19 protein-coding genes and 1 pseudogene are annotated in these 23,181 nt (G+C 72.1%); 7 read left to right on the forward strand and 13 right to left on the reverse strand.

Annotated elements, in window-relative coordinates; all coding sequences use genetic code 11:
- Positions 1 to 724: SDR family NAD(P)-dependent oxidoreductase (locus DKL51_RS25265; protein WP_124812577.1), on the forward strand; the 724-nt coding region annotated here is incomplete at its 5' end.
- A 63-nt stretch (positions 725 to 787) separates the two neighbouring features.
- Here DKL51_RS25265 and DKL51_RS25270 read toward each other — a convergent pair.
- Positions 788 to 1,597, reverse strand: coding sequence for a hypothetical protein (locus DKL51_RS25270; protein WP_109948236.1), 810 nt, complete (start codon positions 1,595 to 1,597; stop codon positions 788 to 790).
- Positions 1,598 to 1,728: 131 nt separating this feature from the next.
- On the opposite strand from DKL51_RS25270, the gene DKL51_RS36665 reads away from it, so the two are divergent.
- The 5 genes from DKL51_RS36665 (at position 1,729) to DKL51_RS25295 (ending at position 8,781) form a co-directional block, all read left to right on the forward strand.
- Positions 1,729 to 2,952, forward strand: a complete 1,224-nt coding sequence (locus tag DKL51_RS36665) for an AfsR/SARP family transcriptional regulator (RefSeq protein WP_260428666.1) — start codon at positions 1,729 to 1,731, stop codon at positions 2,950 to 2,952.
- Positions 2,949 to 4,271 carry a ribonuclease D gene (locus DKL51_RS25280; protein ID WP_109945843.1) on the forward strand — a complete coding sequence of 441 codons (1,323 nt, stop codon included), beginning with the start codon at positions 2,949 to 2,951 and terminating at the stop codon, positions 4,269 to 4,271. Before DKL51_RS36665 ends, DKL51_RS25280 begins: the two co-directional genes overlap by 4 nt.
- Before the next feature lie 182 nt (positions 4,272 to 4,453).
- Positions 4,454 to 5,650 carry a thiolase family protein gene (locus DKL51_RS25285; protein ID WP_109945844.1) on the forward strand — a complete coding sequence of 399 codons (1,197 nt, stop codon included), beginning with the start codon at positions 4,454 to 4,456 and terminating at the stop codon, positions 5,648 to 5,650.
- Positions 5,647 to 7,716, forward strand: a complete 2,070-nt coding sequence (locus DKL51_RS25290; RefSeq protein WP_124812578.1) for a 3-hydroxyacyl-CoA dehydrogenase NAD-binding domain-containing protein — start codon at positions 5,647 to 5,649, stop codon at positions 7,714 to 7,716. The genes DKL51_RS25285 and DKL51_RS25290 overlap by 4 nt, the downstream gene beginning before the upstream one ends.
- A gap of 189 nt (positions 7,717 to 7,905) precedes the next feature.
- A complete protein-coding gene (locus tag DKL51_RS25295) occupies positions 7,906 to 8,781 on the forward strand; it encodes a flagellar basal body-associated FliL family protein (protein WP_109945846.1) in 876 nt (291 codons plus the stop codon).
- Positions 8,782 to 8,846: 65 nt separating this feature from the next.
- On the opposite strand, the gene DKL51_RS25300 is transcribed toward DKL51_RS25295, so the two are convergent.
- From DKL51_RS25300 to DKL51_RS25355, 12 genes are all read right to left on the reverse strand, one after another.
- A complete protein-coding gene (locus tag DKL51_RS25300) occupies positions 8,847 to 9,233 on the reverse strand; it encodes a VOC family protein (protein ID WP_124812579.1) in 387 nt (128 codons plus the stop codon).
- Positions 9,234 to 9,438: 205 nt separating this feature from the next.
- A complete protein-coding gene (locus DKL51_RS25305; protein WP_124812580.1) occupies positions 9,439 to 11,976 on the reverse strand; it encodes a malectin domain-containing carbohydrate-binding protein in 2,538 nt (845 codons plus the stop codon).
- A 307-nt stretch (positions 11,977 to 12,283) separates the two neighbouring features.
- Complete coding sequence (locus DKL51_RS25310) at positions 12,284 to 12,847, reverse strand: MFS transporter (protein ID WP_109945849.1); 564 nt, start codon at positions 12,845 to 12,847, stop codon at positions 12,284 to 12,286.
- Between the two features lie 47 nt (positions 12,848 to 12,894).
- Complete coding sequence (locus DKL51_RS25315; RefSeq protein WP_124812581.1) at positions 12,895 to 13,905, reverse strand: SIS domain-containing protein; 1,011 nt, start codon at positions 13,903 to 13,905, stop codon at positions 12,895 to 12,897.
- Positions 13,906 to 13,957: 52 nt separating this feature from the next.
- Complete coding sequence (locus DKL51_RS25320; RefSeq protein WP_185734918.1) at positions 13,958 to 14,932, reverse strand: N-acetylglucosamine kinase; 975 nt, start codon at positions 14,930 to 14,932, stop codon at positions 13,958 to 13,960.
- On the reverse strand, positions 14,929 to 16,179 hold the full coding sequence (locus DKL51_RS25325; protein WP_124812583.1) for a 6-phospho-beta-glucosidase: 1,251 nt from the start codon (positions 16,177 to 16,179) through the stop codon (positions 14,929 to 14,931). Before DKL51_RS25325 ends, DKL51_RS25320 begins: the two co-directional genes overlap by 4 nt.
- On the reverse strand, positions 16,176 to 17,114 hold the full coding sequence (locus DKL51_RS25330) for a carbohydrate ABC transporter permease (RefSeq protein WP_124812584.1): 939 nt from the start codon (positions 17,112 to 17,114) through the stop codon (positions 16,176 to 16,178). Before DKL51_RS25330 ends, DKL51_RS25325 begins: the two co-directional genes overlap by 4 nt.
- On the reverse strand, positions 17,111 to 18,103 hold the full coding sequence (locus DKL51_RS25335) for a carbohydrate ABC transporter permease (protein WP_109945855.1): 993 nt from the start codon (positions 18,101 to 18,103) through the stop codon (positions 17,111 to 17,113). Before DKL51_RS25335 ends, DKL51_RS25330 begins: the two co-directional genes overlap by 4 nt.
- Before the next feature lie 11 nt (positions 18,104 to 18,114).
- Positions 18,115 to 19,455, reverse strand: a complete 1,341-nt coding sequence (locus tag DKL51_RS25340; protein WP_124812585.1) for an ABC transporter substrate-binding protein — start codon at positions 19,453 to 19,455, stop codon at positions 18,115 to 18,117.
- A gap of 82 nt (positions 19,456 to 19,537) precedes the next feature.
- Positions 19,538 to 20,779 (reverse strand): ROK family transcriptional regulator, encoded by a 1,242-nt coding sequence (locus DKL51_RS25345; protein ID WP_124812586.1) that lies wholly within the window; start codon positions 20,777 to 20,779, stop codon positions 19,538 to 19,540.
- Between the two features lie 82 nt (positions 20,780 to 20,861).
- The gene (locus DKL51_RS25350) at positions 20,862 to 22,004 is read right to left on the reverse strand and encodes a sensor histidine kinase (protein WP_124812587.1); all 1,143 of its coding nucleotides are present in this window, start codon (positions 22,002 to 22,004) and stop codon (positions 20,862 to 20,864) included.
- A gap of 5 nt (positions 22,005 to 22,009) precedes the next feature.
- A complete protein-coding gene (locus DKL51_RS25355) occupies positions 22,010 to 22,678 on the reverse strand; it encodes a response regulator transcription factor (protein WP_109945858.1) in 669 nt (222 codons plus the stop codon).
- Positions 22,679 to 22,810: 132 nt separating this feature from the next.
- On the opposite strand from DKL51_RS25355, the pseudogene DKL51_RS25360 reads away from it, so the two are divergent.
- A pseudogene (locus DKL51_RS25360) lies at positions 22,811 to 23,181 on the forward strand (peptidase C39 family protein); the annotation flags it as partial.

The following is a 23,181-nucleotide window of genomic DNA, read 5'->3' on the forward strand; positions in this document are numbered from 1 at the left end:
CAGCGGGGGTGGGACGGGGATTGGGGCGGCCGTTGCGGGCGGGCTCGTCTCCGACGGGTACGACGTGCTGATCGTGGGGCGGCGGGCGGATGTGCTGCTCGCCGCCGCCGGGCGGATCGGGGCGGAGTGCGGGCGGCCCGAGGCGGTCAGCGCGGTGACCGCCGACCTGACCGATCCGGCGCAGCTCGCCGGGGTCGTCGAGGCGGTCGGTGAGCGGGCCGTCGACGCGGTGGTCAACAACGCCGGCGGCTACCTCGCCGGGGACACCGCCACGCTGGCCGGGACCGCGGCGTGGTGGCGTGCCAATCTGGACGCCAACGTGCTCACCGCGGTGCTGCTCACCGAGGCGCTGCGCCCCGCCCTGCGCCGTCCCGGCGGCCGGGTGGTCCTGATCAGCTCCATCGCCGCCCAGCGCGGCGGGGGTGGTCCCTACTCGGCGGCGAAGGCGGCGCTGCACGGCTGGGCGTACGACCTGGCCGGCCAGCTCGGCCAGGAGCAGATCACGGTCAACGTGGTCAGCCCCGGCTACGTGGCCGAGACCGAGTTCTTCGGCGACCGGATGACCCCCGACGGGCACGCGACCCGGGTGGCAGCCACCCTGGTCGGCCGGGCCGGTCACCCCGACGACATCGCGGCGGCCGTCCGCTACCTGGTCAGCCCCGACGCCGGCTACGTCACCGGCCAGGTGCTCGGCGTCAACGGCGGCTCGGTCCTCGGCCGCTGACCCCCGGGATACGACGAAGGGGCGGCGACCCCCCGTGTGGCCGCCGCCCCTTCGTCAGGGCTCTCAGCTGTTCAACATCTCGTACGCCGCCGCCGGCGCCTTCGTCGCCGCGGTGCCGGTCGGTTCGGTGATCTTCGGCGTGCTGCCGTAGTCGGCGTACGTGACGACGTACTGGTACGCCTTGTGCTTACCGGCCGCCGGGATCTCCAGCACCAGCGAGGCGAGGTGCTCGTCCGGCCCGACCAGCGCGGTGAACGGCACGTGCTTGCCGGCCTCGCCGAGCGCCGCCGCCTCACCGTCCTCCAGCGCCTTCGCCGCCTCACCGCTGGTCACGTCGATGAACCCGACGTACTTCCCGGGGCCCTGCTCCTCGACGGAGGTCGCGGCCTCGATCAGCGGGCCGGCGTTCCCCTGGTCGGCGCCGTCGAAGGACGGCACGCCGTCGGCGTCGGTCAGCTTCGACTTGTCGAGCGCCATCCACTTGTTCGGGAACTTCGGCAGGCCCGGGTGGCCGCTGAACTTCGCCTTCATCCAGATCTTGTCCTCGATGACCAGGAAGGACATCTTCATCGTGATGCCGTCGGAGTCCGGGGCCATCACGGTGTTCATCTCGAACGCCTTCGCATCCGCGTCGATCCGCCCGGTGAGGGTGCTGGACGCGTCCTTGCCGGTGAACCGGAAGGCGCCCTCCGTACCGTCCGGGACGGCGTCGAGGAGAGCCTCCTTGGGGGTGGCGGTGGGGCTGGCCGGCGGCGCGGCGGCTGGTTCGGTCTTCGGCCCGCAACCCCCGAGCAGGGTGGTTGCCGCCAGCGCGGCGGCGACCGCGCCGACCGCCCGTCGGATGGTGCCGGCGCTGCCCGTTGCCTGTGTCATCGCTGTTCTCTTTCTCGCTGCGTGGCTCCTGCCGACGCCATCCTGTGGTCCACCACGGCCGATCGGCTGCCGATATGCTGCCGTCCGGCTGCCGTCCCATGACGGTGGGGGTGTCAGGAGCGGAAACTCGCATGTCAGGAACGCAGGTGCCGCCGGGCGGGCCGGCAGGCATGAGCCCGCCCACACAGCTGCGTTTCGAGATCCTCGGGCCTCAGCGGGCCTGGTACGCGGACCGGCAGCTCGACCTCGGCCCCGGCAAGCAGCGCGCCGTACTCGCCGTCCTGCTCCTCGCCGCCGGTCGCCCGGTGCCCACCGGGCAGATCGTGGAGGCGGTCTGGCCGGACGAGCCGCCCGCGAACGGCCCCAACGTCGTGCAGAAGTACGTCGCCGGGCTGCGTCGGGTGCTGGAGCCGGACCGGTCCCCGCGTACGCCCGGGCAGGTGCTGAGCCTCACCGACGCCGGGTACCTGCTCCGGATCGCGCCCGAGGCGGTGGACGCGGTCCGCTTCGAGCGCGGCATCCACCGGGCCCGGCAGCGGCACGCGGAGGGTCGTACCGAGGACGCGCGGGCCGAGCTGACCGCCGCCCTGGAGCTCTGGCAGGGCGAGCCGTTCACCGGGTTCGCCGGGCCGTACTTCGAGACGGCCCGGCACCGGCTGGTGGAGCTGCGGGCCGTCGCGCTGGAAACCCGGGTGGAGCTGGAGCTGGCGGCCGGGCGGCACCGCGAACTGGTCGGCGGGCTGGTCGAGCTGGTGGCCGAGTTCCCGGTCCGGGAGCGGCTGCGGCACCAGCTCATGCTGGCGCTGTACCGCAGCGGCCGGCAGGCCGAGGCGCTCGCCGCGTACCGGGACTTCGGCGGCCTGCTCCGCGAGGAGTACGGCATCGAGCCGGGCGAGGCTCTTCAGGAGCTGCACCGGCGCATCCTGCGCTCCGACCCGACGCTGGCGCCCGCACCCGACTCGACCGCCGAGCGTCCCTCCCCGGACGGCGGGCCGGTGCGCGGACCGCGGCGGCAGGGGTCCCGGTCGACCCGTGTCGGGACGCTCCGCGGGACCGCCCTCGGCGGACTCGCCGCCGGCCTGTGCCGGTGTGCCCTCGCCCGGCCCGTACCCAGCCGTCATGCTCGCCACGTCCTCCCCGTAGACGCCCCACTGCGCCGCCGCCTCCGCCTCGCGTTCCGCGGTCCGCGGCCGGATGGACCGTACCTGCGCGAACGGGGTTTGTCTCCCCCGCTGTCCGACCCTGCCATGTCGACGCCACCCGATGCCGTCACGACACCTCGCGGCCATCGGGTCGACACACCCCGGACCGGCTGCGCACACCGGTTCCGGTCGCGCACTAGGGTTGTCAGGTGACCGACGAACCACCCCTGCGCCGTCGGGCCGCCGAAAGCCGTACGGGAGAGGCACCATCGCACCCGTCACCGGCCGCGCCGGAGCCGGCGGACGCGGGGACCGAACCCACCGCCGGCGGGCCCGTACCGCTGATCGCCCCACGTGAGGGCACCCCTGCGCCGGTGGCCACACCGGCCGAACTCGACGAGGTCGTGGCCCGCTTCGCGGCTGGCACCGGCGCGGTCGCGCTGGACGCCGAACGCGCCTCGGGCTACCGCTACAGCCAACGCGCCTACCTGGTGCAGCTGCGCCGGGCCGGCTCCGGCACCGCGCTGATCGACCCGCTTCCGCTGCCCGACCTGTCCGCGCTGGACGCGGTGATCGGCGAGGCCGAGTGGGTGCTGCACGCCGCCAGCCAGGACCTGGCCTGCCTGGCCGAGCTGGGGCTGCGCCCGCGTCGGCTCTTCGACACCGAACTCGCCGCCCGGCTGGCCGGCTTCGAGCGGGTCGGCCTGGCCGCGCTGACCGAGCAGCTCCTCGGCTACACCCTCGAGAAGCACCACTCGGCGGCGGACTGGTCCAGCCGGCCGCTGCCGGAGTCCTGGCTGACCTACGCCGCGTTGGATGTGGAGATGCTGGTGGACCTCCGGGACGTCCTCGACGAGGAGCTGACCCGCCAGGGCAAGTCCGCGTGGGCGGCGGAGGAGTTCGCCGCGCTGGTCCGCTCCGGTGCCCGCCCGCCCCGGGTCCGTGCCGAGCCCTGGCGGCGTACCTCCGGCATCCACCGGGTGCGGGGAGCGCGGGCGCAGGCCCGGGTCCGTTCCCTCTGGTACGCGCGGGACCAGATCGCCGCCCGTCGGGACGCCGCGCCGGGACGGGTACTGCCCGACTCGGCGATCGTGGCCGCCGCCGAGCTGGACCCGAAGGACGAGAAGACGCTGCTCACCCTCCCCGGCTTCGGCGGCCGCTCGGTACGCCGACTGGCCCGTACCTGGCTGGCCGCCCTGGACGACGCCCGCCAACTGCCGGAGGACGCGCTGCCGGTGGCCCCGACGGTGGAGGGTCCGCCACCGCCGCACCGCTGGGCGGAGCGGGATCCGGTGGCCGCGGCCCGGCTGGCCCGCTGCCGGGAGGTGGTGGTCCGGATCGCCGGCGAGCACAACCTGCCTCCGGAGAACCTGATCGCGCCGGACTCGATCCGCCGCCTGGCCTGGGTCCCGCCCGAGGAGATCACCGAGGAGAACGTCGCCGAGACGCTGCGCGGCTTCAACGCCCGCGAGTGGCAGATCGGCCTCCTGCTCTCCGACCTCACCGCAGCCCTGGCCGACCCGAAGCCGTAACGCCCGCGTCGATCATGGAGTTGGCGGCCCTTTCGGAGATCCACATCGCCGCCAACCCCATGATCGACGGCTAGGACGACAGCCGGGACGGGTGTGGGGTGGGCCACACGGGGGGTGGTGTCGACGTTTGGTTACTGACGAGTAGCATCCCAGGAAACGCCAGTGCCGGCTAGGAGGCTCAAGTGCCCCGTGAAGTTCGGGATGTCGTCTTCGTCGACGGCGTCCGTACCCCGTTCGGCAAGGCGGGTGGGATGTACACCAACACCCGCGCCGACGACCTGGTGATCCGCTGCATCCGCGAACTGCTGCGCCGTAACCCGCAGCTGCCGCCGGAGCGGGTCGAGGAGGTCGCCATCGCCGCCACGACGCAGATCGGCGATCAGGGCCTGACCATCGGCCGCACCGCCGCCCTGCTGGCCGGCCTGCCCAAGACGGTGCCCGGCTTCGCGATCGACCGGATGTGCGCCGGCGCGATGACCGCCGTCACCACCGTCGCCAGCGGCATCGCCATGGGCGCGTACGACATCGCCATCGCCGGCGGCGTCGAGCACATGGGCCGCCACCCGATGGGTGAGGGTGTCGACCCCAATCCGCGGATCATCGCGGAGAAGCTGGTCGATCCGTCCGCCCTGGTGATGGGCGCCACCGCGGAGAACCTGCACGACCGGGTCCCGCACATCACCAAGGAGCGCACCGACGCGTTCGCGCTCGCCTCCCAGCAGAAGACCGCCAAGGCGTACGCCAACGGCAAGCTCCAGGGCGACCTGGTGCCGGTCGCCATCCGCGACGAGGAGAACGGCTGGGGTCTGGCCACCACCGACGAGGCGCCCCGGGAGACCTCGCTGGAGAAGCTGGCCACCCTGAAGACCCCGTTCCGCCCGCACGGCAAAGTCACCGCGGGCAACGCGGCCGGCCTGAACGACGGCGCCACGGCCAGCCTGCTCGCCTCCGAGGACGTCGCCCGCGAGCTGGGCCTCCCGATCGCCATGCGGCTGGTGTCCTTCGGCTTCGTCGGCGTCGAGCCCGAGGTGATGGGCGTCGGCCCGATCCCGTCGACCGAGAAGGCGCTGCGCATCGCCGGCCTGACCATCGACGACATCGGCCTGTTCGAGCTGAACGAGGCGTTCGCCGTCCAGGTGCTCGCGTTCCTCGACCACTTCGGTATCGCCGACGACGACCCGCGGGTCAACCCGTGGGGCGGTGCGATCGCCATCGGTCACCCGCTCGCCTCCTCGGGCGTGCGGCTGATGACCCAGCTCGCCCGGCAGTTCGCCGAGCACCCCGAGGTCCGCTACGGCCTCACCGCCATGTGCATCGGCATCGGCATGGGCGGCACGGTCATCTGGGAGAACCCGCACTGGGAGGGTGGAGAGAAGTGAGCGCGCTCACCGCACCGAACGAGGTCGTCACCAAGGCGCTGCTGCGCCAGGTGAACGTGCCGGGGCTGGACCGCCCCGCCGCCCTGATCACCCTGGACAACGGCTTCGACCACACCAAGCCGAACACCTTCGGCCCGGCCGGTCTGACCAGCCTGGACGAAGCGATCACCGCCGCCCTCGCGGCGAACCCGGCGTTCATCGCGGTCACCGGCAAGCCGTACATCTTCTGCGTCGGCGCGGACATCGTCGGCCTGCCGGCGCTGGCCGACCGCGCGCAGGCGCTGGAGATCGGCCGGCTCGGCCACCGGGTGTTCGCCCGGCTCAAGGACAGCCAGATCCCGACCTTCGCCTTCGTCAACGGCGCGGCGATGGGTGGCGGCCTGGAGCTGGCCCTGCACTGCCACTACCGGACCCTCTCGGCCGGCGCGGCGGCCCTCGCGCTGCCCGAGGTCTCCCTCGGCCTGGTCCCCGGCTGGGGCGGCACCCAGCTGCTGCCGAACCTGATCGGCATTCCCGCCGCCACCCAGGTGATCATCCAGAACCCGCTCATGCAGAACAAGATGCTCAAGCCGAAGCAGGCCGCCGAGATGGGCATCGCCGACGTGCTGCTGGAGCCGGCGGACTTCCTGGAGCGGTCCCTCGAGTGGGCCGCCGGCGTGGTCCGGGGCGAGGTCACCGTGACCCGGCCCGAGGTCGACAAGGACATGTGGGCGGGCGTGCTCTACTTCGCCCGGCAGACCCTCGACCAGCGGCTGCACGGCGCGGTCCCGGCCGCGTACAAGGCGCTGGACCTGCTGGAGACCGCGAAGGACGCGGACTTCGCCACCGGCACCGCCGCCGAGGACGAGGCCCTGGCCGACCTGGTCTTCTCCGAGGAGCTGCGCAGCGGCCTGTACGCCTTCGACCTGGTGCAGCGGCGGGCCAAGCGGCCGGCCGGCGCGCCGGACAAGGGCCTGGCCCGACCGGTGACCAAGGTGGGCATCGTCGGCGCCGGCCTGATGGCCAGCCAGCTCGCCCTGCTCTTCGCCCGCCGCCTCCAGGTACCGGTCGTCATTACCGACCTGGACCAGGCCCGGGTGGACAAGGGCGTCGGCTACGTGCACACCCAGATCGAGAAGGCCGTCAGCAAGGGCCGGATGGACAAGGGCACCGCCGCCAAGCTGTACGGCCTGGTCAGCGGCTCGGTCGACAAGAGCCTCTTCGCCGACGCCGACTTCGTCATCGAGGCCGTCTTCGAGGACCTGAAGGTCAAGAAGCAGGTCTGGGCCGAGCTGGAGAAGATCGTCAAGCCGGAGGCGGTGCTGGCCACCAACACCTCCAGCCTGTCGGTCACCGAGATGGCCGCCGACCTGGAGCACCCGGAGCGGGTCGTCGGCTTCCACTTCTTCAACCCGGTGGCGATGATGCCGCTGCTGGAGATCGTCCGCGGCGAGCGGACCGACGACGCCACGCTGGCCACCGCGTTCGCGGTCGGCAAGCAGCTGAAGAAGTCCTCGGTGCTGGTCAAGGACGCTCCGGCGTTCGTGGTCAACCGGCTACTCACCCGCTTCCTCGGCACCGTCTTCGCCGCCGTCGACCAGGGCACGCCGCTGGACGTGGCGAACAGCGCGCTGGACCCGCTGGGCCTGCCGATGCGCCCGCTCGCCCTGCTCCAGCTGGTCGGGCCGGCCGTGGCGTACCACGTGGGCGGCACCCTGAACGCCGCGTTCCCGGACCGGTTCGGGGTCAGCGAGAACCTCAAGCGGATCGCCGACTCCGGCCAGCCGATCGTGGTCGACGACCAGGTCAACGAGGAGGTCGCCAAGCTGCTCGTGGTCGGCGACCAGCCGCTGACCGCCGAGCAGGTGCGCCAGAACGCGCTCGACGCGCTGGCGCAGGAGATCCGGCTGATGCTCGACGAGGGCGTCGTCGCCGAGGCGCAGGACATCGACCTGTGCATGATCCTCGGCGCCGGCTGGCCGTTCCACCTGGGTGGCGTCACGCCGTACCTGGACCGGACGGGCACCTCCGAGCGGGTCACCGGTCAGCGGTTCCTGCCCCGCGGGGTCGCCAGCCTGCCCCGCTGATCCACCCCGCTCCCCCGCGATCGCGGTGGTCGGTCGTCCTGCCCGGACGGACCGGCCACCGCGATCGTCATTTCCGCCTCCAGGGTCACGGACCGGCCGCAATTTCGTCACCTCGACGGTGGCCGGGCGGCGACGTGTCGGTCGGCCTGGCTACGATCATCCGTCCCGATCTTCACCTGGAGCTGACGCATGTCCCAGCCGCCGTCCAACCCCTATCCCGGTTCCTACCCGCCGCCCCAGCAGCAGCCCGGCGGTTACCCGCCGCCGCAGCAGCCCGGCCCGCAGTACGGGGGCTACCCCTCGGCGCCGCAGCAGCCCAGCCCGCAGTACGGCGGGCAGCCGGGCCAGCAGTACGGCGGCTACCCGACCGAGCAGCAGGCCCCGCAGTACGGCGGCGGCTACGGCAGTGAGCAGCCGGCCTCGCCGTACGGCTATCTGGAGACCGGCCAGCCGCAGGGCTCCCCGGCCGGCCCGCCGCCGAAGAAGAAGTCGAACCTCGGCCGGATCCTGCTGATCACCCTTGCCGTCGTGGTGGTGCTCTGCCTGGGCGGCGCCGCGGTGCTCTGGTTCGCCGCCAAGGACGAGGTCGGCGACGTGGTGGACGCCACCAAGACCCGGGTCGCCGCGCCGGCGACGCTGGGCGGCCGGGCCAAGGTGACCGATGCGGAGCTGACGTCCGCCGCCGACGAGATGCTCGCGGAGATGAAGAAGGACGTGCCGGACGCCACCAGCACCGCCGGTGGCTTCTACGGCAACCCGGCGAAGAAGGATCTGGTCATGATCGCCGCTGCGTCCGGCGTGATGGCCAACCCGAAGGGCGAGCTGGACACCGCCACCAAGGACCTGTCCACCGAGCTCGCGGTGAAGGAGTTCAAGACGGTCGAGCCCGGCCCGCTGGGCGGCGACGCCAGGTGCGGGGACGGTAAGGCCGACGACGTCCCGGTCGGCGTCTGCGTCTGGGCGGACCGGGGCAGCCTCGGCATGATCATCACCTATTTCAAGTCCACTGCGGACCTGCAGTCCGAGTTCGTCACCATGCGTGGCGAGATCGAGCAGAAGGGCTGAGCCGCCCCGGCTGGTGAAACGGGCTCCCTCCGCCGACGCGGAGGGGGCCCGTTCGTTACCGGCGGCTACGCCGATGCGGCCCGTTCCGCGACGCTCCGGGTCACACAGAACTCGTTGCCCTCCGGGTCGGCGAGCACCACCCAGCCGGTGCCGTCCGGCCGGCGGCGGTCGGCGACCAGCGCGGCCCCGAGGCCGAGCAGTCGCTCGACCTCGGCGTCGCGGGTCAGGTCGGCCGGCTGCAGGTCGATGTGGAACGCGCCCTTGCCGTGCCGCTCCCCGACCTCGACGAAGAGCAGGTCGGGGCCGTGGCCGTCGGGCGCGACCAGGACGGCCTCCGGGTCACCGGGGTGGTCGTCGTCGTGCAGCCGGCGGTCGAGCACCGCCGCCCACCAGCCGGCCAGGGTGTACGGATCGTCGGACTCGACGGTGACGCAATGGATCAGTGCACTCACGGCGCTTCCTCCTGAAGGGAGTGCGCCCCGCGGCATGCTGTCAGCGGTGACCGGGGCGGGGCGCGGGACTGTTCACGATGGACATCGACCACACCCCCTCTCTCCTCGGGCTGACGCCGATGATCATGTCACCGGCCGGCGGCGGACACAAGCGCCCGGCCCGGTCCCGACGGGGACCGGGCCGGACGCCCTGGGCGGTACGGGTCTACGGGCCGACGAACACGGCCCGCGCCCGCCAGTCGGTGCCGTCCACAGCCGGACCGCTGAGGACCGTGAACGCCCCGGTCGGCACCCCGCCCGACCAGTCGGTCGAGGCGAGGTCGCCGGTGCTCCGGTTGACCTTGTAGAGGGTGTTTCCGTTCAGGAAGATCCCGCCCGCGTCGGCGAAGCCGCTGACCCCGGCGACGGTGAACTTCTCCGCGCCCACCACGCCGCTGTCGGGCGTGAACCAGCGCCAGTACAGGCCGCTCTGGCCGGCAAGCGTGTAGTAGAGGCGGCCGGCGGTGTAGAACATGCCGGTCACGTTCGGGATCTCACCGTAGAAGGTGCTGGCCACCCCGACGTACGTCTGGCCGGCCGGGCCGGAGTCCGTCTCCACCGCGTCCCAGTACGCGTCGTGGTACGGGTCGACCTGCTTCGGCGTGCCGAACGTGGTGCCGTCGAAGGTGCGCCGCCAGAGCGTGCCGTTCATGCCGTAGAACAGGGTGCCGCCGACCCAGAAGCCGCCCCGGGCGGTCGACCATGCGGTGCCGTCCGGATTGGCCAGGGTGCTGGCGGTACCGACTGCGCTTGCGCCGTCGTACGACCGGACCTGCACCTCGTCGCCGGTGCCGGCCGGCGGCGGCCCGGTCTTGACGATCTCGATGCCGTCGATGAGCGGGTTCTCCACCACGTGCCCGAAGTCGATGTCGACCGAGCCGTCGCTGACGATGGTGAAGGCCCGCATGGTGCCCACGTCGTGCCCGACGGTGCCGGAGAGGTCCAGGTCGTCCAGGACGGTCACCCCGTCCAGCGCCACGTCGAAGACCCGCGAGCCCGGCGCGGAGGTGCCGTCGTACCGGTTGGCGAGGTAGAGCCGCACCTGGATCTCGGTGCCCGCGGGCACCGGGAACTGCCACCGCATCTCCGGGTCACCGCTGGGGTCCCACCGCTCGTCGCTGTACAGGGCGGTCGGGGTGCCGGCCGGCACGGTGGCGTCCACGCTGCCCACCGTCCCGAACCCGGCGGTGCTGCTGCCGCTGTTGTGGTACGGGCTGGGGTTGCCGTCGTCGTCGGCCGCCCAGTCCGGCCCGTTGTCCGCCGCCCCGACCAGCGGGCCACCGGCGTTCACCCGGTAGAGCACGTTGGTGGGCGCCGGGAGGCCCGCCCGGTAGACGTCACCGGGCAGCCCGGCCGTGGTGGTCGGGTGCGGGGCCGCCCCGCCGGTCAGCGGGAAGAACGCGATCCGCTCCCGACGGTACTGGTAGTTGCCGATCCAGGAGGTGTCCGAGCCGAGCCAGAGGCCGGTCGGCGTCACCAGCATCTCCGAGACGCCGACGCCGCGCGGGTGCCGGCCCGGGTTCCACGACATCGGCAGGCCGCTGCGCGGGTCGAGGGCGGCGATGCTGGCCCGGCCGACCGCGCCGGTACCGGCCGCGTCGGTGCCGAAGCTGTTGTTCAGCCAGCGGAGGTGCCCGCCGACGTAGACCGCCTGCTCACTGATCCCCACCGACAGGAAGGTGTCTCCGCCCGAGTAGTCCACCCAGGTCGGCTGGAGGTCGGTGCCGGTCGCCCCGGCCTCCCACCGGGCGGCGGCGTCGCAGAGCGTGCCGGGGTTCGCGGCGCCGGTGCTCACCACCACGAAGTAGCTGCCGTCCGGGGCGTACGCCACGTCGCGCATGTACGTGTCGAACGCCCAGTACGCGCAGCGCGGGGTGTACCGGCTGGTGTTCCAGTCGGCGATGGTGGCCGCGGTCGCATCCAGGTCCAGCTTGACGATCTGGTCGTGCAGCACCCCGTCGGCATTCTTGAAGTTGCCGATCACGACGAGCTGCTGCCCGTTCGGGGAGACGGCCAGCTTGCTGGCGCCGACCCCGGCGTTGGCGCCGCTGACCCCGTCGTAGTTGTGGTGCTCGGTGAGGTTGGTGGTCAGGTAGCTGTCCAGCGCACCGGTGCTGGCGTTCAGCGAGGCGAGGCCGCCACGGGGGCTGGTGCCGGCGCTGGTGAAGATGCCGCCGACCAGGAGTCGACCGCCGACCAGGGCCACGTCGTTGACCAGCCCGTTGAAGGCGGGGCCGGCGAAGCTGGTGACCACCGCGCCGGTGCCGACGTTGACCAGGGCAACCTTTCGCCGGGTGACACCGTTCACCGTGTTGAACTTGCCGGCGAGGAAGACGGTGCCGGCGGTGGGCCCGGCGACCACCGCGTAGACCTGGTTGTCGACGGTGGGGGCGAAGGCGGTGTCCACGGTGCCGGTGGCCTTGTCGAAGGCGAGGACGTAGTTGCGGGTGATGTCCACGTCGGAACCGCGGTTCTGCACCCGGGTGAACGAACCGGCCGCGATGATCTTCGTGCCGGCGTCGTAGATCGCGTAGACCGTGCCGTCCATGATGTCCGGCGAGGCGGTGGACGGGACCGTCTTCACCAGGGTGGTGTGGTTGGGGGCGGCGCTGGCCGCGCCGGCGGAGGTGAGGCCGGCGGCGGTGAGCGCGACGGCGGCGAGCGCCGCGAGGACGCGGCGGGTCAGGGCCGAGGGACGGGTCACTGGCAGCTCCAGTTGTGCGCGGAACGGACGACCGGACCACCGGAACCGGACGGCAGGCACGCGTCCGGTCCCGGGGTGCGGTGGTGAGGCATTGGCGCACCTCACACCCTGCGGCACCGAGGACCCGCCGTCCACCGGAGGAGATGGTTTCTGGCCGACCACACGACGCACCGGCCCGACCGCCCGACATCGATCGGACGGGACAGCGGACCGGGCCACACGAAAAGCTGAGCGTCGATGGTGGATCGGCGGACGGGCGCCGGCTCACCGGTCGGCGCTTCCGCAGGCTGCAGCCGAGATCGAGTCGTCAGCGGTCGAGTGAGCGCCAGGTCAGGAAGACGGTGACCAGGAGTGCCGCGCCGGCGAGCGCGAACCCGGCCCGCGCACCGGCGGCCTGCGCCACCAGACCGCTGAGAAACCCCGTGAACGGCATGGTCCCGGGCAGCGCCATGAACCAGACCGCCATGACCCGACCGCGCAGCGCCTGATCGGCCCGCAACTGTACGAGCGTGTTGGCCGAGGCGATCAGCCAGATCGAGAGGAAGCCGGTGGCGGCGAGCCCGATGAACGCCGTCACGACGTGTGGAGACACCGCCGTGAGCACGACCGCGGCGCCGGCCAGGAGGGCGAGGAGGCGGATCCGCCGGCCGCCGGGCCACGCCGGTCCGGCCGCGGCCAGCAGGGCGCCGGGCAGGGCGCCGGGCAGGGCAGTCAGTTGGAGTATCAGCCAGGACTGGGCGACCATCTGCGTCATCACGCCGGAGTACGACAGGATCTGGCTGACGAACCACCAGCGGTACGCCGGTACTCGCAGGGCGGCGACCGCCTGCCCGAGGGAACGGCGAACGTCGGGAACCTCGGCGTCGTCCACCGCGAAGGACGCCGACGCTTCGCGGGGCGCTCGGCCGGCCGGTGCGCTCAGGACGCCGCCAGCTTCGTGTCGGCGGGCATGTGCCGCAGCTCGATGGTTCGGCCGGCGCGCTCGGCCAGGCTGTGCGCGGCGAGCTGCACGGGCAGGATGTCCAAAACGCAGCCGGCGAGGCCACCGGCCGGCGGCAGCCGGAGGACCCGTAGCCGGGGATGGGCGGACAGCTCACCCCGGATGTCGGTGATGAGCACGACGTCCGCGCCGTAGCCGGCGAGCTCGGCGGCGAGCGGCACTTCCCGGTCCGCTCCGAACAGCAGCACGGTCCGGCGCGGTCCCGCCGTCTCCACTGGACCGTGCAGGTACTCCCGGGTGGTGAAGTGCGCGCTCGGCAGGTGGGCCGCCTCCCGCAGCAGCAGCGCGACGGCGCCTGCCGTGGCGGCCCGCACTCCGGAGGCCACCACGTCGACGCTGTCGGCGGTGGACAACACCTCGACGAGCGGGGCGACGTCCATCCCGAGCACGGCCTCGGCCAGGCCGGGCAGGTCACGCCAGTCCGCCGAGCTCCGCCCGGTCACCCGGTCGGCCAGGAGACCGAGTGCCTGCAGCGTGGCGGTGTAGCTGAGCGTGGTCACCGCCGTGTCCTGCGCGCAACCGAGCGGTAGCACCGCGTCGGCGATCACCGCGAGCGGCCCGCCCGGATCGTTAGTGAGCGCGAGCCGGCCGGTCTCGCCGGGCGCGGCGGCGAGGGCCTCCACCGTCTCGCGGCTGCGGCCCGACTGGCTGACGCCCAGCACCGTGGCGGCCAGGCCCGCGGGTACGCCTGCGGCCAGGTCGGCTGCGCTCCCGGCGATCGCCGGGCGGCCGGCGGCCCGGAGGACGGCCGCGAAGCCGACCGCCGCGTGCGTGCTGGCCCCCATCCCGCAGGTGAGGGTCAAGCCTCGTCGCACCGTCTCCACCATGCGCGAGCCGATCCCTCCGGACAGGGCGGCAGCGACCACATCCGCCGAGCGGCGGAGGTTGTCCGCCTGCGCCCGGACACCGTCCAGGTAGGGGGTGGACATGCCTGGTTGCTCCTTGGGTACGCCGACTGCACGGCGAGGCAGGAAGGACAGGTCAACTCGCCAGCGCGGCGCGGAGGCGGACCGCGGCCGCCGGGGAGGCGTCCAGCGCGTCGAGGGCGAGGAGGGCGGCACCGATGACCGGCCGTTGCGCCACGACGGTGATGTCGGCTCGGGGTGAGTACGCCTGGATGCCGGCCGTGACCGCGTCGTGGAGGAGCGGATGCCGGGCGGCGAGCACGCTTCCGCCGAGCACCACGCCGTAGGTCGTTTCGAGCAACCCGAGCCGACCCGCCGCCACCCGCACGAGGCTGACGATCTCAGCGGCCTGGCGGGCGACGACCCGCGCGGCTACCTGGTCGCCGGCCGCGGCCTCGGCGAAGAGCACCGGAGCCAGGTCGTGGATCCGCTCCGGAGCGATCTCACCCAGATGCAGCGCGACGCTGACCTCCTCGACGGTGGCGCGCCCGAAGATTCCCGCGACGGCAGCCGACAGGGACGTGCCGGCGCCCCGCCCGTCCTCGCCGCGGGCCGCGTAGTACAGGGCCATCGCGCCGAGGTGGTGCCCACCGCCCCAGTCACCGGATATCTGTCCCAGCGAGAGAAACCGCGCCGAACGCCCGTCGGCCGTACGCCCGGCGCAGTTGATCCCCGCCCCGCAGACGACGGCGACGGCGTCGGAGGCGTCCGTCCCGGTCCGCATCAGCGCGAAGGTGTCGTTGTCGACGCGGTGCGCGCGGGCCCAACCGGTCTCGCCGACCGCCTTGTCCAGCACCTCGACCTCGCTCTCGAGGTCGCAGCCGGCGAGGTAGACCTCAGCCCGGTCCAGCACCGTCGAGGACGACAGGTCCGCCCGTTTCCGGGCGGTGGCGATGAGCGAGTCGATCAGGGCGATGGCACCCGGGACCCCGAGGTAATGCGGTGACGAGCCCGGCCCCCGTACCGTCGCCAGCACCGAACCGGACGAGGTTCCGATCACCACGTCGGTCTTCGAGTTGCCGCCGTCGACCGCGACGTACTGGAGGGTCATCGGGCCCACGCCAGGTGACGCGAGTTGGCGGCCAGCAGCTTGTCCGTCAGGGTGTCGGCCAGGTCGTGCTGGCCCACGAGCGGGTGGGCCAGCAGCGCCGAGTACACCTTCGACCGCCCACCCCGCACCGCCGCGTCGACGGCCAACTCCTCGTACGCGCTGACCGCGGCGATCAGTCCGGACAGCTCCGGCCCGAGGGGCTGTACCGGCCGAGGTGTCGCGCCCGTTCCGTCCACCGTGCAGGTGACCTCGATGACCGCGTCCCCCGTCAGGAAGCTGAACGTGTCGTTGTTCCGCACGTTCACCGCGTGCACGCCGCCGTCACCGGAGAGCAGGGAGCCCACCAGGCCGACCGCCGCCTCGGAGTAGTACGCACCCCCGCGCTGCGACAACAGCTCGGGCTTGGTCCTCAGGTCCGGGTCGGCGTACATGCGCAGCAGTTCGGACTCGATGCGGGCGACCTGCTCACCGCGGGTGGGTGCGCCCTGCTCGGACCGCACCACCTCGTCGTGGCAGTAGAAGTAGCGCAGGTAGTAGGAGGGAACGTTGCCGAGGGTCGCGAGCACCTGCGACGGCAGCCGCACCTCGGACGCCAACTCGTCGAGCCGGGAGCGCAGCAGCTCCGGCAGCCGGTCGACCCCGTCGACGTAGGCGGCGCGTTCCCAGGTCAGATGGTTGAGCCCGACGTGGTCGAGGAGCACCGAGGAGGGCTCGACGCCGAGCATCCCGGCGAACCGCCGCTGGAAGCCGATGGCGACGTTGCAGAGCCCCACCGCGCGGTGACCGGCGTCGAGCAGGGCCCGGGTCACGATACCGACCGGGTTGGTGAAGTCGACGATCCAGGCGTCCGGTGCGGCCAGCCGGGCGGCCCGCTCGGCGATGTCGAGCACCACCGGGACGGTACGCAGGGCCTTGGCCAGCCCACCGGCGCCGGTGGTCTCCTGGCCGAGACAGCCGCAGTCGAGTGGGAACGTCTCGTCGCTGATCCGGGCGGTCTGGCCGCCGACGCGCAACTGGAGGATCACCACGGAGGCGTCGGTGAGCCCCGCGTCGAGGTCACCGGTCCAGGTGACCCGCCCCGAGGCGCCGTAGCTGTCGTAGATCCGAGCGGCGAACGGGCCGACCACCGACAGGCGGTCCGCGGCCGGGTCCACCAGGCACAGGTCCGCCGCCGGGAACAGCCGGGCGAACCCGTCGACGAGTTCCGGGGTGTACGTGGACCCGCCGCCCACGACCGCGATCTTCATCCCTTGACTCCCGTGAGTGTCACGCCCTGCACGAACGCCTTCTGTGCGAAGAAGAAGACGAGCATGATGGGCACCATGGTCAACAACGTGGCCGCGGTCAGCAGGTTCCACTGCACGGCGTGCAGTGACCGGAACGACGCCAGCCCCAGCGACAGCGTCCAGGCGGACTCGTTCTCGCTGGTGTAGAGCAGCGGGCCGTAGTAGTCGTTCCAGGCGTAGAAGAACTGGAACATCGCGGCAGCGGCGATGCCGGGCCGGGCCATCGGCAGCACGACGCGCAGCAGCGCGCGCCACTCGCCGCAGCCGTCCACCCGCGCGGCGTCCAGGTACTCGTCCGGAATGGTCACCAGGAACTGACGGAGCAGGAAGATGGAGAACGCGTCGCCGAGCAGCATCGGCAGGATCAGCGGCCACAGCGACCCGGTCAGACCCCAGTTCGCCCACATCAGATAGAGCGGCACGGTGGTGACCTGCGGCGGCAGCATCATCATGCAGACGATCGCCACGAAGGTGAGGTTGCGCCCGCGCCAGCGCAGCTTGGCCAGCGCGTAGGCCGCCGGGACGCTGGACAGCAGCATGAACAGGGTGGCCAGGACCGCGTACACGGCCGTGTTGAGCAGGTACTTCGCCATCGGCGTACGGGTGAAGACGTCCGCGTAGTTCTCCGGGTGCCAACTGGCCGGCCACAGGTTCGAGGTAAGCGACTGGTCGGACGTCATGAACGAGGTCAGGACCAGGAAGACCACCGGAGCCAGGAACATCAGCGACAGGGCGATGGCGATGCTGTGCCGGGCCACGAAGAGCAGCACCTCGGTCCGGGTCCTCCGCCGCGGCCGCCGAGGCGCCGGCGCGGTCAGGTCATCTCGCCCGAGTACGCCGCCGCCCCGTGGACGGGGCGGCCCGCCGGAGGCGCTGTCATGGGTAAGCGCCGTCATCGCTCACTCCCCAGGAAGGTGCGGAACCGTCGCAGCAGGATCGCGGTGACGGTGATCGCCACGACGAAGAGCACGACGGCGAGGACATTGGCGTAGCCGAGCGCCCCGTACCGGAAGCCCACGACGTAGAGCCAGAGTGGGTAGGTGAACGTCGAGTTCTCCGGGTAGCCGAAAGTGGACGAGATCCCGCCGCCGGTCGTCGCCTGGCCGGAGGCGACGCTCGCGGCCACCGCCGCCTGGGTGAAGTACTGCAGGGTCTGGATCACGCCGGTCACCGCGGCGAAGAGCAGCACGGGCGAGATCGCCGGCAGGGTGACCGCGCGGAACTGCTGCCAGGCGTTCGCGCCGTCGAGGGAGGCGGCCTCGTAGAGCTGCTTGGGCACGTCGAGCAGCGCGGCCAGGAAGATGATCATCAGGTCGCCGATGCCCCAGAGGGCGAGTAGCACCAGCGAAGGCTTCGCCCACTGCGGCGAGTTGAACCACAGCGGTCCCTCGATGCCGACGTGCGCGAGCAGGCTGTTCACCGGCCCGGTGCCGGGTTTGAAGAGAAAGACGAAGGCCAGCGTCGCGGCGACCGGTGGAGCGAGCGCGGGCAGATAGAACAGGGTCCGGTAGATGCCCGCGCCGCGCCGGGACCGGGCCAGCAGCAGGCCGGTGCCCAGCGCACCGAGCATGCGGGCCGGCACCATCACGACGACCAACCACAGCGTGTTGGTCGCGGCGGTGCGCACGTTCGGGTCGTGCAGCAGGAAGGTCCAGTTGCGCAGCCCGACCCACTGCGGAGGGTTGATCAGATCGAACTTGGTGAACGAGAAGTAGACGCTGGCCAGCAGTGGGTAGACCAGGAAGAGCGCCAGGCCGATCAGCGCGGGCGCCATGAAGCTGAGCACGGTGAGCCGCTCGCGGGCCCGCCACCAACGCGGGGCGGACCGGCGGGCCGGCGGCGCGCCGGGCGTGGTGCCCGGCGCGCCAACGGTGGTGATGGCCATCGGAGCAGTCCCTAGCCCGCCAACTGGAGCTGCTTGTTGATCTCTTCGTCGACGCCCTTGAGTCCGGCGTCCAGATCGGTGGCTGAGCCCGACTGCCACTTCTGCATGAACTTCGACATGGTCTCCTCCAGCGCCGGTCCGATCGCGGTGGACGGCATGTGCACGCTGTTGGGGTTCTGGAACATGTCGATGAAGACCTTGAACTCCGGGTCGGTGGCGAGGTCCCCCGGATTGGCGAGCGCCTCGGTGGTGGTCGGCACGTTCTTGATCAGGTTGGCGAGCTTGACGATCGCGCCCGTGTCGGTGGACAGGTAACGGACCAGCGCCCACGCCGCCTCCGGATTCTTGGCGGTCCGGGAGACGCCCATGATGTTGCCCGTGACGTACCCGGCGCCGTAGCGGCTGGACTGGCTGTCACTCATGGGCAGCGGGGCCGTACCGAACTGCACATCCTTGGCCTGGTCACGCAGGTACGCGATGCGGAACTCGCCGTCGACCATCATCGCGACCTGACCCTTGTGGAAGGCGTTGTCCGCCGACCACTCGTCACCGAGGCTGGCCCGGAACTTCTCCAGCTTGTCGTAGCCGTACCAGTCGACCAGGTCCTTCTGCCACTTCAGCAGCTCCTTCCAGGCCGGGTCGGAGCCGACGGCGCTGGTGCCGTCGTCGTTGAGCCACTTCGCGCCCACCATCGGGTAGAGGTGCGACGGGACGTTCTCGTAGAAGCTGGAGAGTGGCAGGAAACCGGCCCGCTCGATGGTGCCGTCCGCCTTGCGCTTGGTGAGCTTCTTGGCCATGTCGGACAGCTCGGTGAGCGTCTTCGGCGGCCCACTCAGGCCGGCCTCGGCGAGGAGCGTCTTGTTGTAGTAGAGGCCGTACGTGTCGGCGAGGAACGGCATCGCGCACCGCTTGCCCTTGAACTCGGTGTAGTTGCGCACCGTCTCCGGGAACTTGTTGACGTCGACCTTGTCGCGGTCGACGTACTGCTTGAGGTCGATCCAGGCACTGCTGTTGCAGAGCTGGCCGGCGGCGTCGGTCGAGTAGGAGAGGCCGACGTCCGGCCCCTGACCGGCGCCGATGGCCTGCAGCATCTTCGTGTCGTCCTGGCCGGACTTGACCACCACGTTGACCTTGGGGTACTTCGCCTTGAAGTCGGCGATGACCGTGTCGATCGCCTTGGCCTCGCGGTCGGTGAAGAAGTGCCAGAACTCCACCGTGCCGGACGGCTCGACGCCGGGCGAGGCCACCGGCTTCTCGCTGGGGCTCGGCGTACAGCCGGCGGCGGTCAGCAGGGCGACCGCCGCGACCACGATGGTCCTTTTCAGGGCGGTTCTTCCGAGGGTGAGTGACATCGGGGGACCTCTCTGCGAGGAGGGGTGTACCAGGGGGACGACGGCCTGGTCCGGTGCAGCCGGACGTGGTGGGGGCAGGGGGTCAGGCCGCCCGGACTTCGTTCTTCAGATTGGTGAGCAGGGTGTTGCGCACCGCCCGGAGCGCCGAGTCGAGCGCGCCGAGCAGCACCGGGTCGCCGGAGACACCGGTGACCGCGATCGTGGTGTCCAATGGACTGATGGTCCGCAGCGCCGCGGACACCCGGTCGGCGAGCAACGGGCCGCCGGCCCGCGCCAGCTCGCCGCCGAGGACGATGAGGGCCGGGTCGACGATGGCCGCGATACCGGCAAGTGCCCACGCGATCCGCGCGGCGAGGGCGCCCAGGAAGGCGGCCCGCCCGCCAGCGGCCTCGCCGGTGGTGCCGTTCGCCCCGTCTGCGTTGCTCGTGACGGCGGCTTCGGCGGCGCTGGCCAACGCGGAGGCGGCGGTCGCCGCGTCCGTCAGGCCGTGCTGGGAAGCCAGCGCCAGCACGGCTGACCCGCCGAGCAGGTCCTGTAGATCGGTACGGCGGGCGTCCTGATCCAGTCCGACCGGGATGTAGCCGATCTCGCCGGCTCCGCCGCGAGCTCCCCGGATCAGCGCGCCGCCGAGGTCGATGGCGAGGCCCAATCCCTCGCCGAACCAGACCAGGGCGAAGCTGTCACAGTCACCGGCGATGCCGCGACTGCGCTCGGCGATGGCGGCGAGATTGACGTCGTTCTCGACCGTGACGGTGGTGTCCAGTCGCTTGGCCAGGTCGTCGATGAGGCCGCGGCGCCCCCATCCAGGCACGTCGATGTGCCGGATGGTGCGGCTGGCCGGGTCGTACGAGCCCGGCAGGCCGATCTCGACCTGCTGCACCTGGCCCGGCACGATGTCCGCCTCGCGGCACAGCCGCTCGACGGCGGTTGCCACGACCTCCGCCGGTCCAGCCTCGGTGCCGAAGTCGACGGACGCCTCGGCCTGTGCCACAACGGCGCCGGTCAGATCGCACAGGGCGGTCGAGATCATGGCGCGCGGGGTGTCCGCAGTCTCCCGGATGCTGATCGCGGCCGCGTGACCCGCCGCGGGGTTCGCCGCGTAGATCTCCGCGTTGGGACCGCGGCCGCCGCTGGTCTGGCCCACCTGGACGGCGAGGCCGGCGGCCGTGAGGCGACGCAGCACGTCGGACACGGTCGGCTTGGAGAGGCCGGTGAGCTCACGTAGCTCACCGCGGGTCAGCGACCCGCGCTCGAGCAGCAGCTCGAGCAGCGCGCTCTCGTTCATGGCCCGGAGCAGCTTGGAGGAACCGGCGAGGCGAGTCATGGCGGCCGCCCAAATAGAAAGTAAGACTGACTTACAATTCCGGGAGCGTATGGGGCCGCCCTGGCGCCGTCAAGGTCTCCGGTCAGGTCGGGCCGGGGGCCTCGGCCGAGGGCAGGGTGACCGTCACCTCCAGGCCGCCGCCCGGCTGGGCGACCACCTTGACCGTGCCGCCGTGCGCGTCACAGACCGCCCGGACGATGGAGAGCCCCAGACCGGACCCGCGTGCCCCGGTCCGCTCCTGGCCGCCACGGCGGAACGGCTCGAACAGCCCCGGTACGTCGGCCTGGTTGACCTCGAAGCCGGTGTTCCCCACCACCAGCCAGGAGCGCTGCCCGTCCGTGCCGGTACGCACCCAGATCCGCCCGTGCAGGTGGTTGTAGCGGACCGCGTTCTCCACCAGGTTGCCGGCCAGCCGGTCGAGCAGCCCCGGGTCGCCGACCACCGGCGCCGGCCGCAGCGAGGTGTGCACCTTCAGGCCGATCCGTTCCACCTCCCGGGCCACCGCGGACAGCGCGTTGGCCGTACCGACGGCGAGGTCGCACTCGGCGCGGCGACCGAGCCGGCGGCCGGCCTGCGCCTCGCTGCGGGCCAGCACCAGCAGGGCGTCGACCAGTCCGTTGGCTCGTTCGGAGGCGTCCCGGACGACGCTGGCCATCCGCCGGTACTCGTCGAGGTCCGCCTCGTCGTCGCTGAGCGTCACGTCGATCTCGGTCCGCATCACGGCGAGCGGGGTACGCAGCTCGTGCGAGGCGTTGGCGACGAACCGCTTCTGCGCCTCGAACGCGGCCGCGATCCGGTCCAGCATCGCGTCGAACGTCCTGGCCAGCTCGGCCACCTCGTCGTCCGCCCCGGACCAGCCGATCCGCTGGTCCAGGGTGGCCTCGCCGAGCCGCTGCGCGGTCGCGGTGACCTGGTGCAGCGGGCGCAGCGCCCGGCCGGCGACCGCGTACGCCCCGGCCACCCCGACCACGCTGATCGCCAGCAGCGCCACCAGGCCCTTGATCAGTAGCTCCTCGGAGGCGGCGGCGACGAGCTGGTGCTGCCACTGCGCGGCGTCCAGGGAGCGGCCGTCGGCGAGCACCACCGTGGTCCCCGGACGCAGCTCGTCGGTCGGGCGCAGCGCATCGCGCACCAGCAGCCAGGCCAGCAGCACCAGGATCGCCCCGGCGCCGACCAGCAGCACCCCGTTGAGCAGGGTGAGCCGCAGCCGCAGGGTGGGGCGCAGCCGGCTCACGCCGAAACCTCGGCCGTGCGGTAGCCGGCGCCGACCACCGTCTCGATCAGCGGCGGATCGCCGAGCTTCTTGCGCAACGTCATCACGGTGACCCGGACGATGGTGGTGAACGGGTCGGTGTTCGCGTCCCAGACCCGTTCCAGCAGCTCCTCGCTGGAGACCACCGCCCCGCGCGCCTTGAGCAGCTCGCAGAGGACGCCGAACTCCTTGTTGGTCAGGTCCACCGGCACCCCACCGCGGGTGACCACCCGCCGGGCCGGGTCGAGGACCAGGTCGGCGACCTCCAGCACCGGCGGGGCGGCCGGGGTGGCCCGCCGGCCGAGGGCCTGCACCCGGGCGACCAGCTCGTCGAAGGCGAACGGTTTGGGCAGGTAGTCGTCGGCGCCGAGCTGCAGCCCCTCGACCTTGTCCGCGACGGTGCCGCTCGCGGTGAGCATCAGCACCCGGGTCAGGGTGCCGGAGGCGGCCAGGTCGGCGCAGATCCGGTCGCCGTGCACGCCGGGCAGGTCCCGGTCGAGGATCACCACGTCGTACCGGGTGACGAAGGCCGCCTCGTGGCCGGTCGTGCCGTCGTAGGCGACGTCCACGGCCATCCCGCGCTTGCGCAGCCCGCGCGCGATCGCGTCGGCGAGGTTGCGCTCGTCCTCGACCACCAGTACCCGCATCCCGGCCTCCTCCCCTCGTGACCTCCCGACAACCTAGTGCCGGCCACCAAACCAGCGTCCCTCGCCGTCGTTGCAAAAAACCTTCGGGTACGCGATGCTTCCCGGCACCCAGCGACAAGGGATGGAGACGCCATGACCGGTACGCCCTCCCGGCGGGACATCGCCTACCGGGGGTTCCGTCTGCCGGCCGACCTCGACCTGGGCACCGCCCACGGCGTCTCCCCCGGCGCCGGTGGCATCGTCGTCGCCGCCGCGACCGGCCACCTCGACGGCAGCGAGACCGCGAGCTGGACCTCGCCCGTCGTGGACGCCGGCTTCCCGGTGCGCGAACTGGTCCCATCCTGGACCGCCGACACCCCGCCCGGCGGCGCGCTCCGGATCGAGCTGCGCGGCTGGCACGCCGGCGCCCCGACCACCCGCTGGTACGCGCTGGCCCGGTGGGCGGCGGACGACGCCCGCACGTCCGTGCCCGGCCAGCGCGACGGCGACGCGCGGGTGGAGAC

Origin of the sequence: Micromonospora globispora (genome assembly GCF_003857015.1) — a bacterium.
GTDB classification, from domain to species: Bacteria; Actinomycetota; Actinomycetes; order Mycobacteriales; family Micromonosporaceae; genus Micromonospora; species Micromonospora globispora.

Coding starts and splice junctions, on each gene's coding strand:
- DKL51_RS25325 (WP_124812583.1), bottom strand. CDS start 16,179: ATGAAGATCGCGGTCGTGGGCGGCGGGTCCACGTACACCCCGGAACTC.
- DKL51_RS25295 (WP_109945846.1), top strand. CDS start 7,906: ATGTCCCAGCCGCCGTCCAACCCCTATCCCGGTTCCTACCCGCCGCCC.
- DKL51_RS25315 (WP_124812581.1), bottom strand. CDS start 13,905: ATGTCCACCCCCTACCTGGACGGTGTCCGGGCGCAGGCGGACAACCTC.
- DKL51_RS25355 (WP_109945858.1), bottom strand. CDS start 22,678: ATGCGGGTACTGGTGGTCGAGGACGAGCGCAACCTCGCCGACGCGATC.
- DKL51_RS25345 (WP_124812586.1), bottom strand. CDS start 20,779: ATGACTCGCCTCGCCGGTTCCTCCAAGCTGCTCCGGGCCATGAACGAG.
- DKL51_RS25340 (WP_124812585.1), bottom strand. CDS start 19,455: ATGTCACTCACCCTCGGAAGAACCGCCCTGAAAAGGACCATCGTGGTC.
- DKL51_RS25270 (WP_109948236.1), bottom strand. CDS start 1,597: ATGACACAGGCAACGGGCAGCGCCGGCACCATCCGACGGGCGGTCGGC.
- DKL51_RS25330 (WP_124812584.1), bottom strand. CDS start 17,114: ATGACGGCGCTTACCCATGACAGCGCCTCCGGCGGGCCGCCCCGTCCA.
- DKL51_RS25320 (WP_185734918.1), bottom strand. CDS start 14,932: ATGACCCTCCAGTACGTCGCGGTCGACGGCGGCAACTCGAAGACCGAC.
- DKL51_RS36665 (WP_260428666.1), top strand. CDS start 1,729: ATGTCAGGAACGCAGGTGCCGCCGGGCGGGCCGGCAGGCATGAGCCCG.
- DKL51_RS25335 (WP_109945855.1), bottom strand. CDS start 18,103: ATGGCCATCACCACCGTTGGCGCGCCGGGCACCACGCCCGGCGCGCCG.